Origin of the sequence: Ferrigenium straubiae, assembly GCF_051257895.1 — a bacterium.
Taxonomy (GTDB): Bacteria; Pseudomonadota; Gammaproteobacteria; order Burkholderiales; family Gallionellaceae; genus Gallionella; species Gallionella straubiae.
Genome location: NZ_CP194331.1, coordinates 1735747 through 1748997 on the forward strand (window position 1 = coordinate 1735747; position 13251 = coordinate 1748997).

A 13251-nucleotide genomic window follows, 5' to 3' on the forward strand; every position below is an offset into this window, starting at 1 on the left:
TATCCGCTCGCCCTTCGATACCTCAAGGCGAACGGATGGCTGGTAGCTAATATGCCCTCTTTCGCCTCGCGCCTCGTTGCATGGCAGCACAAGCACGGCCGCCACGACCTGCCGTGGCAGAAACAGGGGGCATATTACGTGTGGCTCTCCGAGATCATGCTGCAGCAGACGCAGGTCGCCACCGTCATCCCCTATTACCTGCGCTTCATCGCCGCCTTCCCGACCGTCGCGGCCCTCGCCGCCGCGACCGAGGATGAAGTGTTGGCGCACTGGAGCGGCCTCGGCTACTACGCGAGGGGGCGCAACCTGCATCGTGCCGCACAACTCATCGTCGAAAAGTATCGTGGCGAATTCCCGCGCAAATTTGAAGATATCCTCGAACTCCCCGGCATCGGCCGCTCCACCGCCGCCGCGATCTGCGCGCTGACCTGGCACAAGCGCCGCGCGATCCTCGACGGCAACGTCAGGCGCGTGCTGGCGCGCTACTGCGGCATCGCAGGCTGGAGTGGAGACAGGAAAGTCGAAGCGCAACTCTGGCAACGAGCCGAGGCCCTGCTGCCGCAGCACGATATCGCCGCCTACACCCAGGCGCTCATGGACCTGGGCGCGACCGTCTGCACGCGCGGCAGGCCGAAGTGCGGCGAGTGTCCGGTGCAGGCCGGCTGCGTCGCGCTCAATACCGGCCGCGTCGGCGAACTGCCCACGCCGCGCCCGAAAAAGGCAGTGCCGGAAAAACGCGCCACCTTCCTGCTGCTGATGCACGGCAACGACATCCTGCTGGAGAAGCGCCCCGGCAGCGGCATCTGGGGCGGGCTGTGGTGTCCGCCGCAGTTCGACGACGAGGCAACGGCGAGGGACTGGTTCGTGCGCAGCGGGATGACCGCGAGTGAAGGAAAGCGGCTGGAGACCTTCACCCATACCTTCACGCACTTCAGGCTGCATATCACGCCGCTAGTGATCCGGCTCACGCACAAGCCGTTGCACGCCGCGCAACCGGGCAGTCTGTGGCTGGAGGTGGAAGAAGCGTTGCGGGCGGCTATCCCTATGCCGGTGCGTATGATATTGAATAAGGCCGTTCGTGGTGAGCATATCGAACCATGAACAGCCGGAAATTCAACATTGAATAAATAGGGCGCTACCCATAACAAAGGCAACACCAATCCTGTCCTTATTTTTAGCCAGGAACTCATCACCGGCCCGTTGCGGACCATCGCCATACGGCCAAATATAGTCGTCAATAATTATCCATCCGCCATCAACGACAAACCCGCTCCAGGAGGCAATATCGGCCTTGGCAGCGGCATAACTGTGATTGCCGTCAATATGCAGGATCGCAATATGGCCGCAATAGTTCGTTGTTCCAAATGATGCGGTGGTGGCACTCCGGTGTTCGCCGTAATGCTTCGCACCGTCTGTTGAGGGCATGCGCAGGTAATTGACGTGATTGACACTGTATGGAAGAAGATTCATTTCAAAAATGGTGAGCGCTTCTTCGACATTCAATTGTGCCGCCACGGTGTCAACCATACCCTGTGCGTCATGTTGCACCAGATGTTCGTTAGACCAGGGGTCAACGCATAGCAAATTCCCGATCTCATAACAATGCGCCAATCTGGCCAAAACAAAGGCTGACTTCCCCCACCAACTGCCTATTTCCACCACATCTCCGGGGGGGGTGTGGCAGAAAATCGCGCACAGGGCGGAAATCTTTTCGTCATCACACATTCCCGGAATCAGATTCGAGTGCCTAAATAACGAAGCAAGTTCGATTTCCGATATTGACGCTTTGACCGGGAAATTCGAAGCCAATGGAAGAGGTTTTTCCAGCAATGCCCGTGCCTGGTTGCGAGCTGCACGGTACCCGCTCAACTCCACATTTACCGGCGAGTCGTTCACCAGAGTCACATTTGGTGCAAGTTCTTTCAGGATGCGATTTAAATAATCCCAGACCACGGGATTGGGTGAAAAAATTCCGCCTATATCGAATTCCAGAATGGCTTGCTTGAGCGCGCCGCAGAATTCGGGCTGTGTGACATAGGGAAGATATAGCCATGCGGGATATTGTTCCCGTGAAACATCATAATCAAGCGACGAGGCGCCAATGACGGCCTGCCCATCGCGCAGGCATTTTTGCAGGTATTCGAGAGAACGCGGCATGCCACCCGGAAAAATCAAGATGTGTTTCCCTGCGCTACTCGTTTTCTGGCAATTATTCATTAAACAATCCCCTGTGCCTTCAATGCCATCCATTATTTCCAGTAATCCATGAATCCTTTTTTGAAAAAAAGCTGATCCGCTTCACTATGGTTATACTCTATCACCGCCTGCTGCACTAATTCGGCATTGTCTTTAAACCAGAACCACATCGTAGAGCCAAGATGGTAGACAGATGCCTTGAATCCGTATTTATCGAAGAGTATTTGCATGCTTCGATTGGTATAAAAAGCCACATGTACCGGCAGCAGATAGAACCATTCCGGATCCTGCGGAATATCTTCGCGGACCAGGGTGTGAACCGAGAGGGTTCCCGAATCGGAAACCAATGAAGCAATCTGGTCAAATGTCTCGATACTCAAAAGATGTTCAAGTACAGAGGTGCTGATGACGTTGTCATAACGATGGGAGATCAACTGATTTTCGGTCAGGTAATCGCCATTACCGGTATGCATGTATCGGTCAAATTTCAGGGTGGGCAGTCCGTTTTCCGAGAGCAGATCGGCGAGTTTGCCGTCACCGCAGGCATAATCCACCCAAGGCAGTTGATGCGGCAATACCTTTATTTGGGCGAGCCTGGATAGTATCTTGGCCTGTGCAGCCAGACGGGTTAGCCATTTGGGGTCGAGAGCCGCAAAATCTGTACCTTGATATGTTGAGTGCACGGCCTCATTCAGCTTTTCCCATTCAGAGGCGGGCATGTCCTTGTGTGTCTTGGAGATAACAAAACCACAGCCGCCGCATTTCCAGTATTCAACTTCATGGAGATTGAATTCTCCCCTGAAATCCTTGGAAAAATAATACGCCATGGATGCGTTGCAAATCATGCAGTTCATGCAATGCGCTCCCATCTCATGACGGTGGGCATGTTTTTCACGAGGTTTCCTGTTCTTGTTTCAAGGCGCGTTTCCTTGCCTTGGCCAACATGGACACATCGGGCTGAAATTGAGCAGGATTACCAAACACCAGCGAATCGGCAGGAATGTCCCTTGTTACAACTGCGCCGGCACTGATTCGGCACCGGTCGCCTATGGTTATTCCGGGCATGACTTTTGCGCCGGTGGAAATCAGGCACTCCCTCCCAACCGATACCCCACCGTTGACGCAGGCATAAGGCATGAGGGAGGAACGGTCACCAATGGAGCAATCGTGAGCAACAGCGCAAAAAGCGTTGATTAGAACATGTGAGCCCACATGTGCATCCCCCGCAACCAGTGAGAAAGGAGCAACAACCACTCCCGCGCCAAGCATGGCATGTCTGGAAATTATTGAAGATGGGTGAACAAAGGTTTCCCAAGTGAGAGATAAAGGCTGGAATTTATCAAGTATTTCTTGCTTATGCTCGGGGTATCCAATAGCAAAAATCGCGTTTTTGCATGAATAAGAATATCGTTGCGGGTGTACGACCTCATGCCCTAGAAGAGGTGCATTATCCTGTTCATCAAGTGCGCAAACAATATCATAGGAACCGTGTTCTTCAATATATCCCACAACTTCTTTGCCAAACCCTCTGGCGCCTACTATGACGATTTCTTTCTTTCGGCCCATTCTAATAGCCCCGTTTTATATTATGTCGAGAAGTTGAATCAGATAATAAGTCCGCCATCAAATTCAAAGATTCTGCCACTTGCCAACTCATTGCCGAGAAGAAAATGTATCGCCTCACCAATCTCCTCCGGTCGGGCAAATCGTTTGATCAGGCTCTTGCTGGCCAAGCTGTCTATTATGTGGCGCGGATACTGCTCTGCCATCGGGGTCAGTGTCAGTGCCGGACGAAATCCGCAGACCCTGATGCCGAAGGGGGCCGTTTCCCGCGCAAGAGATACGGTAAACGCCTCTACCCCGGCTTTGCTTGCAGCATAGGCACTTTGCCCTGGTGCCCCATTCGCGGCAGGAGAGCTGCATGTCACGACCACGCCATGGTGGCGTTTTCTAACCAGCCGGTCAACGAACTCGCGGGCGCAGAGAAAGGTGCCGGTAAGATTCACATCCATCGTTTTTCGCCATGACTGCTCCGGATAAGTGTGAATTCCGCCACGAGCTATGCCAAATACCGGTGCATCGAGAACAATTCCAGCAAGGCAGATCAAGGCATCCGGTGCCACGCAATACTCCATGATCGAGTCAAAAGCATTTTGAACGGCGCCGGAATCACTCACGTCTGCGATTATTTCCAAGTCGGGTCGCTCTTCTGGATTACAAGATCCAGAAGGCTTGATATCAACAGAGATAGTCCGCCATCCATTGTTCTTGAGGTTGGCAATGCAACCCTTTCCGAGGCCACCGCTTCCTCCGGTTATCACGGCATTTTTTACGTTCATCATTGGGGCGCATCCTTTGTCAGCACCATCGCCATGGCTCGCGGGAGAAACCTTCCTCCCGGAAGCCGGTTGCCGCTGTCGCACACAAGCCGTATAACTCGAAGGCCCACTTCCTCGGCCATCAGGATGGCCTCGCTCTCCTTGTGGAATTCATACACGTGATCCCGTTGCGGCGATTCCAGCGCAGTGCTGAAAAAAGCGAGTCCGCCGGGTTTCAGGTTTCTGCTGATTGAGGCAAACAGGGCGTGTGGAGTTTGCAGGTGTTCCGCAAGCATGGCGGCCATGATTCCGTGGTAGCCATGCGCCTCGTTCTGGTCGTCAAGCGTCAGCACATCCTTGACCGCAAAGCAGGCCCGATCCGCATGGCCTGATGCTCCGGCAAGCTTGCGGGCAATACCGATGGCCGTCGGGCTTATGTCATAGCCCGTCAGCGTGGCATCCTTTCGATGTTCTATGGCTGCCAGTCCCATGACGCCGTGGCCGCAGGCCAACTCAAGAATTGTCGGCGTCGCGGGAAGCTTGTCGAGGAATTCATCCCTGAACAGCCTGATATGGTTGGCCATGCTTTCCCAGAAAGCATAGATGAGGATTGCCGCCCACATGTATGGGGTCATGTAGGCGCTGTCTTCGTACACATGCTCAATGATGTCGGGAAGCGACTCGGGTGTGTACTTTCCTTCCTGCTCATATTTCCTCTGCGCCTGTGAAACGTGCATACAATATTGCGCATATCCCTTCACAGCATGTTCAAAAACTTCTTCTCCATAGGCTTCGCGAGCCCAGCGTGACAATGGGAAAAGGAGCCAGTCGCAAATATCCTGGTTATGTTCGTAAGCCTTATGGGCGCTGGGGTAAAACATTCTGGCCTTCTTTTCGAGTGCCTCCAGAAAGTCGTTTTTTTCGGCCATTAACATTCTCCTTGTTGTGCCAAATTGATCGAGGGCGCGTGGCGAACCTTCCTGATCATGGGAAGGATCAGATTGTTACCGTCCCATGGTGAATCAAATACGTGCATCGAGCCCAGGCGAACTATCCTGTCCACGCCCTGCCTTCCCGCCAGCTCGGCCAGCGCTGCTTCCAGTTGTGGGTTGGTCATGCCGAGCCCCAGTGTCTGCACATTGCCATCGAGAAGCGGGGCGATCATGCGCAAGTCCTCAACCGGAACTATATGCAGCGTTCTGCCCTGAACCGGTTCCGGAAATGAGGGTGAACCATGAACAAGGATGGTCCAGTCGGGTGTTTCCGGGAAGATGGCTCGATTGTTGACGTCATCAAGCAGGGTGGATGCCCTGGCGCGGACTATGGCCGACGTAAGCGATGCATCGATATCAAGGCGGGGGTGAGCACTGTTCTCTTCATTGAACGCCTTTGACATGGCATCAAGCAGGGGCGATAGATCATCATTGCGGTTTCGTTCCACAAACAATACCTGCGGTGAACTGCACGCCATCTGGTCAAACTGCCATACATCCCGCGCAAGACGCAGACACCATTTGGAGAGAGCTTCCGGTTCGGTCCAGGCGCCCCGGTCAAGAGCCGCGACTGAAACTCTCGGGCCGAATACCATGAATCGCGCCCAGTAGGGAAACGGCAGCGCGCGGATTGAAGTGACTGCCTCCTTGCCTCCCCAGATCATGGCTCCATCAGATGAACGGGCCATGGCTTCATGCAAATCCAGGCGGTCACGGTGGAAAGTAACAAAGCGGAATCTGCGCGCAATTTTTTCTCCTCCGTGCACCAGACGAAGCGATTCCAGCAGATATTGCACGGGCTCTACAAAGGATGGCGGAACCCTTACCAGCGAAACATTTCCCCCCAGCAAGGCACAGAGTCCTGAAAGCAGTGGCAGAATCTGCACGTTTGCGGCCGGCCAATGCCCTACGAGGCCAACCGGGAATGTCTTGAAACGGGTTTTGTTTTCTACAACCCAGCCTTCCTGCCACCGGTTTCCCAGCTCACGGTCAAGTATTGCCATCAGCGTACCTTTGCGCAGCCACATGCCAAGGAACACCGCCCCTGGCACAGCGGCGGCAGGAGGCTTCACAACCTCAGAAGACCAACTGTCACAGAGCCCGACCAGTTCATGCACCGATAAAGGTTCATCGGTCAAAATCTGCTTGAGCTCCCCCGCAATAACCGTTATCCGCTCAACGGTATCAACGGGTTCTATAACAAACATGTCCGGCAAAGATGCATTCATTCTTCAGGCGATCCTTTGTCTGTCAATATTTCCGCATCCTCGCACTTCGGCTTTGGATATGCGCCCCACAAAGCGGAATGCGCTTCCGGGGCGGCCGCAGGGACAGCCATCTTCAGCGATGAGCGTCGCCAGATCTTCCGTCAGCAGGAGGTGCCCCGGGAAGCTTGTCGGCAGGGCGCTGCAAACCTGAACAATGCCTGTTCCGCCAGTTATTACCGGCTTTAGCGTAAGCGGATCACGGATGACAACAGCTCCGAAGGCTGGAGCATGTTTGTTTCCTGCAATACAGTCGGGATAGATGATGCCAAGGTTCTCAACCATGCCGTAGTAATCAATGACCTTTTCTTTCTGGCAACCAAAGACCTGTGAAGCGGTTATGTTGAAAACTTCTTTGGTAACTGATTCCGCGATCAGCTTTTTCCACCCGCCGCTGTGGAGGATAACGGCTTGCTGCATCCCCAGGGTCTTTCCCTTTGCCGCCAAGGGCGTGATCAATTTTGTCCAGAGTATTGACGTGAAACCGTAGACGATGACCGGTTTATCGCCATGCTGTTCAATAAATTCCCCGAGAGCCTCGTCATCAATATCCAGGTTCCCGCCCTTAAGGCAATAGACGGTTTCAGTAGCAAAGGGCGATAGCGCGCGAATGGCTGCCCCCCTGGCTCCCAGGCTGGCAGCGTTTGCATTGGTTTCAGCGCTGTCAACAACCAGATAGGGGCGTCGGGCAGAACCTATAAAATCGCGAAGAATTGCGACCACTCCCTTGGTCATCCGCTTGGCGGTGGGCGCATCAATGGCAATCCTGCTGGGCTCCTGGCCTGTTGTCGCACTCGAAAGCAGCGTTCTTTGAATTTTATCGGAGGGAACGAGGGCCAACGGCGGGTTGCGCTTGAAAACCGAAACCGGGATATAGGGAAGCTCCTCGATGCTTTGCGCGTGCTCCACCTTGATGGGCCAATGGCGCACATAATTGGCATAAACTTCAGACTGGCTTGCCGCATGAATCACCTGTTCGCGCAACAGGGTAAAAACACGGGCTGCAGCTTCTGCGCTGCCAGGGCCATAGGGCGGCCCGGTCAGGATGGCATCTATTTTTTCATCAAGAGTGCTCATTGCTCTTCAAGCAACAGGTTTAATGCCGCACGGTCCAGTTTGCCGCGATCCGTAAGGGGCAGATGGTCGATGATGATTATCATTTCACATGTCCAGGCAGGGGGCAAAGAGGTCTTGATTCTGCTGGCCAGCTCTTCATGTGAAACCTCCTTATCGGGAACCACAAATACGGCGGGGGCTTCACCCGCCTCGTCATGGGGAATCACGCAGGCTGCCGCATCCCTTACCCCCTGCACACATAAAACCTTTTGCTCGATTTCACCCAGCGAGAGCCGCTTGCCCCTGACCTTCAGGAAATCCACGTTGCGCCCTTCAATCCAGACATACCCTTCTTCGTCCATTCTTCCCGAATCATTGGTGTTCAACCAACTGCCGTCGAATTTGGCGCGTGTCTCTTCAGGGTCATTCCAATACCCAAGGCATACGGAGGGGCCGCTGACCTGGATTGCACCGGATTGCCGTGCAGGCAGGCTTGCCCCGGAGTCATCAACAATTCTGAGCTTCAGGTTGTCAAGCGCTCTTCCAACGCTGCCCTTTTTATCAGAAAGCCTTTCAGGTTCCAGGCAAGTGATCCTTGCGGTAGCCTCGGTTTGACCGTACATGACGTAAAAAGGCACATCCGGCAAGCAGTCCCTGAACTGTTCTATGTGCCGCCACTCCAGGTGGCCGCCTGCCTGGATGGCCCTGCGCAAGCTCGGCATTGGTATGGTTGACAGGCTGGAGCGGGAAAGGAGTATCTTGTAAACGGACGGCACACCGGCAAAGGTAGTGCATCCATATTCGGCTATCGACCTCAATACTTTGTCCGGAAACATGAAGCGGTTGTCAAAAACAACGCTGCCGCCGCAATAAAGATGGCTGTGCAAAACGCTTGCTCCGAAACAGTACGAAATGGGAAGGATGAGCATTGCAGTTTCTCCGTCGCCGAGGCGCTGGCTTCGTACAATCGCTTCGGTGTTGGCGAGGAGATTTCCATGGCTGACCATGACAAACCGGGGCCTGCCGGTTGTGCCCGATGTCGGCATGAGAGCGGCCAGGTCGGCAGCGGCACGGGGCACCGGGTGAGCCAGGACAGTCCCTTCCGTTGCTTGATTTGCATGAATATAAAGCACTTCCGGGGGGATTTTCAGCTTCGGGCTGTCGTCGGTTTCCGACCAGACAGCCCTCGCCCCGGTCAAATCAATATAGGCTGATATATCTGTTGAAAGATTCGACGCATCAATGGGTACGGCAACCAGCCCGGCATAGATTGCTCCGAGATACGCCAGAGCGGATGCCGGCGAAAGCCGGCAGGTGATTATGATACGCTCACCCGGCTTGAGTCCAAGGGACACGAAAAAACCGGCGCTTCGTGCAATGAGAACTCCTGCGTCAGAATTGACCTCATTTGTTTTTACGTTCACAAGCCGCGATGAGCCGCCGCACCGGCTTGCAAGTTCTCCTGAAAAATTCATTGAATCCATGCGCTAAGTGATCTTGTTGCGCATCACCTCAATTATCGCAGCCACGTCTTCCATAGCCATCAATTCATCTATATCAAATGTGACGTTGAATGTTTTTTCAAGAGACAGGGTAAGTGTGGCATGCCCCAAAGAATCCCAGCCCGGAATATTTTCCGGTTTGGCATCAATGGTGACCAACGATGGATCGGTGCCAAATGCAACCTTGAAACTCTGCTGGATTTTTTCCATTAGTTCCTGCTCATTCATATGCAATATTCTCCTGATATTTCTTCGGACGGTTCATTTGCAACTGTAATAACAAAACGATTTGCCCACCTAACTTGCAATCAATCCAAGAATAAGATCAATCTGTTCATTTGATAAGCCCGGGTAAATCGGCAAACAGATTACTTGTTCCGCAACTTTCCTCGCCACTGGCAAATTCGCGTGTGCCGCCGAAGGCATCCCCCGGTACATCGGGAAATCGCTTATCAACGGGTAGAAATAGCGGCGCGCATAAATACCGGCGTCTTGCATTTTTTGATATAGCGCATCACGGCTGAGCGGATAGTCCGGCTGCACCAGAATCGGGAAGTAGGCATAGTTAGCTGTTTTTTCGCACCCAGCCAGCAAGCAATGGATGCCCTTGACGCCGGCCAAGGCCTCTCGGTAACGGCTATCAATGGCTTTGCGCTTCTGCAGGGCTTCATCAATGCCCTTGAGTTGCAGCAAGCCAAAGGCGGCATTAATTTCGCTCATCTTGCCGTTGATACCCGAAGCAACCACAGTAACCTCATCCACAAAGCCAAAGTTTTTCAGGTGGTCAATACGTTGTTTGGTTTTTGCATCGTGGCAGACGATGGCTCCGCCTTCAAAGGTGTTGAACACTTTTGTGGCGTGAAAGCTCAGCACCGACAGGTCGCCATGGTTAAGCACACTGCCGTCATGGCATTGCACACCGAAGGCGTGGGCAGCGTCGTAGATGATTTTCAGTCCATAGTTGTCGGCAATTTTTTGGATGCGATTCACATCACAGGGGTGGCCGTAGCAGTGCACCGGCATGATGGCAGTGGTTTGCGGGGTAATGGCGGCCTCGATCTTGTCAGGGTCGAGATTGAGAGTGATCGGATCGATGTCCACAAACACCGGTTTGATTCCGTTCCACAGCAGCGAATGGGCCGTTGCCACGAACGAATATGGCGTAGTGATGACTTCGCCAGTGATGCGCAAGGCTTGCAGGGCTGTGACCAGGGCGAGGGTACCGTTGGTGAACAGGGCAAGGTGCTTAACCCCCAGGTAGTCACACAATGTCTGCTCGAATTGCTGGTGAAACGGGCCGCTATTGGTCAGCCATTTGCTGTCCCAAATTTGCTGCAGATAGGGAATGAATTCATCCAGCGACGGCAACGAAGGCTGCGTGACATAAATTGGCGCGGCTTTTCGTGATTCCGTCATTTGCCGGCCTCCTGCGTCATACGGTCAGTATCTTGCAATGTCACTTCAAACGACTCCGGCGGCAAGCCGGCGCACCAGCGTTGCCACATGAGGCGCAAGGCACGTTCCACACCTGCGGCAACCAGCGCTGGCTGGCCCATCACCGACTTCGCAAAGCGTTCGCGCACCCCTGCCCGGATATCGGACAGCGCGGCAAGGTTGCGGGACCAGGACAAGCCCCTCTGCACGAAATCTGCCGCATCATGTGCAACGAACGCTTCCAGGCCAGCATGACTGAGAATTGTGGCTCCCGTCCGGCTTGCCACCGTGTTGCCCGTCATGGTTAGTGTCGGCACACCCATCCATAGCGCATGAAGGGTCGTGGTACCTCCGGTGTAAGGGAATGTATCCAGGCAGATGTCCACCTGATGATGCAATTCCAAATAATGCTCCATACCGCTGCGCGGATGGAAACTCAGGCGTTCGCGCGCGATGCCTTCCTGCGCAAACCATTCGATCAGCGTGCCGTATCCGCCATCCCGGGGCATCCCTCCCAGCAACATGCGTGAATCGGGCAAGGCACGCAGCAGTTGCGACCAGAGGGCAACGACCGGCCGGTTGAGTTTATTTGCCCGGTTGAAGCTGCCGAAGGTCACATGGCCGTTACTCAGGGCAGGCAGGGCGTTAACCGGCGGCGCATTTTCGAAGTGCAGGAAAGGTGCACTAGCCGGCATTTGTACGATTTTTTCCGTGAACTGGCTGTCGAATTGACCGGGTGGCAGAAAAAATCGATCCGCCAGATAGTAATCCATCGCGCTCAGCCCCGTGGTGCCGGGGTAGCCTATCCAGCTGGCCTGCACCGGCGCAGGCTTGCGGGCGAAGGCCAGCAGCCGATGTTCGGCGGTGTGCCCCGAAAGATCAATCAGGATGTCGATGCCGTCCGCACGGATTTTCTGTGCCAGCGCGTCATCCGACAGGCTGGCAATCGGGTGCCAGTGCGGCAGATACCCTCGCAGGCGCTGGGTGACGCCATCTTCGGCGATTTGGTTGTAATAGGCGTGCAGCGATAACTGCGGGTAGCCGGATAAATGAGCCAGCACCGGTTCGATAAAAAAAGCTACGGGATGGGTGCGCAGGTCGCCGGATACAAAGCCGACCTGCAAACAGCGCTCCGGGCTTCGCGAATGTGGATGCTGCGGCCAACTTGCGCGCAGGGGTGCTTCGAACTGTTCGGCAAAGCGGCGGTGTTCTGCAAACAACGCCTGCGCATCCACCGCTTCGCTTTGACTGAGGCAGTAAAGCAGGTTGCTGTGTGCCCTGGCGTAATCGGGTTTGACCGTCAGCGCCAGGCGGTAACTCGCCTCCGCTTCATCGAGCCGCCTGAGATCCAGCAGGGCATTGCCCAGGTTGTTGTACGCCTCGGCGTAATCGGGTTTGATCGCCAGCGCACGGCGGTAGCTCGCCTCCGCGTCGTCGGGCTGCCCGATGTCTCGCAGGATATTGCCCAGGTTGTTGTGTGCATCGGCATAATCGGACTTGATCTCCAGCGCACGGCGGTAGCTCGCCATCGCTTCATCAAGCCGCCCGATAGTTTGCAGGGCGTAGCCCAAGTTACCGTGCGCCTCGGCGTAATCGGGTTTGATCGCCAGCGCACGGTGGTAACTTGCCACCGCTTCATCGACCTGCCCGAGGTCGCGCAGGGCGGCACCCAGGTTGCGGTGCGCATCGGCGAAATCAGGCTTGATCGCCAGCGCACGGCGGTAACTCGCCACTGCATCCTCGAGCCGCCCGAGGTCTCGCAAAGCATTCCCCAAGTTGCTGTGCGCATCGGTGTAATCGGGTTTGATCGCCAGTGCACGGCGGTAACTTGCCACCGCACCCTCAAGCCGCCCGAGGTCTCGCAAGGCATTGCCCAGGTTGTTATGCGCCTCGGCAAAATCGGGTTCGATCGCCAGCGCCCGGCGGTAACTTGCCGCCGCCGCATCAAGCTGCCCGAGGTCCCGCAGGGCATTGCCCAGGTTATTGTGCGCATCGGCGAAATCGGGTTTGACCACCAGCGCCCGACGGTAGCTTGCCACTGCGCCATCGAACTGTCCGAGGCCTCGCAGGGCATTGCCCAGATTGCTGTGCGCATCTGCATCATCGGGCCGCAACTCTGCCGCTTTTTGCGAAGCCTGCAGGCTGTTTTTGCCTTGTGAATGAAGGGCAACCCCCAGCGCCTTCCAGACAAACCCGGAATCCGGATACTGCTCCACCAGTAAGCGTGCCCTGCTTTCCAACTCGGCATAACGCCCGGCATTAAACAGGGCAACCAGCTGCTTGCATTCATCCGGCGTGGGAGCCGTGTTCTTTACAAGAGATTCGGCTGAGTCTTTATCCTGGCAACATTTCTTGTATTTTTTCCCGCTGCCGCAAGGGCAGGGGTCATTCCTTCCCGGTTTCACGCTCACTATCCTTAAGATCGGTTTGGTCCTGAAGTTGGACACATACTAGCATGGATAATTCACTGAAATAATCATCAAGACCC

12 protein-coding genes are annotated in these 13251 nt (G+C 54.9%); 1 reads left to right on the top strand and 11 read right to left on the bottom strand.

Annotated elements, in window-relative coordinates; translation table 11 throughout:
• The first annotated feature begins 51 nt into the window (after positions 1 to 51).
• Complete coding sequence (gene mutY / locus ACRRNM_RS08360; RefSeq protein WP_435627772.1) at positions 52 to 1101, top strand: A/G-specific adenine glycosylase; 1050 nt, start codon at positions 52 to 54, stop codon at positions 1099 to 1101.
• 12 nt (positions 1102 to 1113) lie between these two features.
• Here mutY and ACRRNM_RS08365 read toward each other — a convergent pair whose 3' ends face one another.
• The 11 genes from ACRRNM_RS08365 to ACRRNM_RS08415 all read right to left on the bottom strand — a co-directional run bounded on the left by ACRRNM_RS08365 (position 1114) and on the right by ACRRNM_RS08415 (position 13168).
• Positions 1114 to 2250 carry a class I SAM-dependent methyltransferase gene (locus tag ACRRNM_RS08365; RefSeq protein WP_435627773.1) on the bottom strand — a complete coding sequence of 379 codons (1137 nt, stop codon included), beginning with the start codon at positions 2248 to 2250 and terminating at the stop codon, positions 1114 to 1116.
• Positions 2250 to 3050 carry a class I SAM-dependent methyltransferase gene (locus ACRRNM_RS08370; RefSeq protein WP_435627774.1) on the bottom strand — a complete coding sequence of 267 codons (801 nt, stop codon included), beginning with the start codon at positions 3048 to 3050 and terminating at the stop codon, positions 2250 to 2252. Before ACRRNM_RS08370 ends, ACRRNM_RS08365 begins: the two co-directional genes overlap by 1 nt.
• A 37-nt stretch (positions 3051 to 3087) precedes the next feature.
• Complete coding sequence (locus tag ACRRNM_RS08375) at positions 3088 to 3762, bottom strand: acetyltransferase (protein ID WP_435627775.1); 675 nt, start codon at positions 3760 to 3762, stop codon at positions 3088 to 3090.
• A gap of 38 nt (positions 3763 to 3800) precedes the next feature.
• Positions 3801 to 4538 carry an SDR family NAD(P)-dependent oxidoreductase gene (locus tag ACRRNM_RS08380; protein WP_435627776.1) on the bottom strand — a complete coding sequence of 246 codons (738 nt, stop codon included), beginning with the start codon at positions 4536 to 4538 and terminating at the stop codon, positions 3801 to 3803.
• Positions 4535 to 5443 (bottom strand): class I SAM-dependent methyltransferase, encoded by a 909-nt coding sequence (locus ACRRNM_RS08385; protein ID WP_435627777.1) that lies wholly within the window; start codon positions 5441 to 5443, stop codon positions 4535 to 4537. Before ACRRNM_RS08385 ends, ACRRNM_RS08380 begins: the two co-directional genes overlap by 4 nt.
• Positions 5443 to 6735, bottom strand: coding sequence for an acyl-CoA reductase (locus ACRRNM_RS08390; RefSeq protein ID WP_435627778.1), 1293 nt, complete (start codon positions 6733 to 6735; stop codon positions 5443 to 5445). Before ACRRNM_RS08390 ends, ACRRNM_RS08385 begins: the two co-directional genes overlap by 1 nt.
• A 3-nt stretch (positions 6736 to 6738) precedes the next feature.
• On the bottom strand, positions 6739 to 7848 hold the full coding sequence (locus ACRRNM_RS08395; protein WP_435627779.1) for a hypothetical protein: 1110 nt from the start codon (positions 7846 to 7848) through the stop codon (positions 6739 to 6741).
• Positions 7845 to 9311, bottom strand: coding sequence for a class I adenylate-forming enzyme family protein (locus tag ACRRNM_RS08400; protein ID WP_435627780.1), 1467 nt, complete (start codon positions 9309 to 9311; stop codon positions 7845 to 7847). The genes ACRRNM_RS08395 and ACRRNM_RS08400 overlap by 4 nt, the downstream gene beginning before the upstream one ends.
• 3 nt (positions 9312 to 9314) lie before the next feature.
• Complete coding sequence (locus tag ACRRNM_RS08405; RefSeq protein WP_435627781.1) at positions 9315 to 9557, bottom strand: acyl carrier protein; 243 nt, start codon at positions 9555 to 9557, stop codon at positions 9315 to 9317.
• Between the two features lie 69 nt (positions 9558 to 9626).
• On the bottom strand, positions 9627 to 10745 hold the full coding sequence (vioA, locus tag ACRRNM_RS08410; RefSeq protein WP_435627782.1) for a dTDP-4-amino-4,6-dideoxy-D-glucose aminotransferase VioA: 1119 nt from the start codon (positions 10743 to 10745) through the stop codon (positions 9627 to 9629).
• Positions 10742 to 13168: a tetratricopeptide repeat protein gene (locus tag ACRRNM_RS08415; RefSeq protein WP_435627783.1), complete on the bottom strand. Its 2427-nt coding sequence runs from the start codon at positions 13166 to 13168 to the stop codon at positions 10742 to 10744. Before ACRRNM_RS08415 ends, vioA begins: the two co-directional genes overlap by 4 nt.
• Between the last annotated feature and the right edge of the window lie 83 nt (positions 13169 to 13251).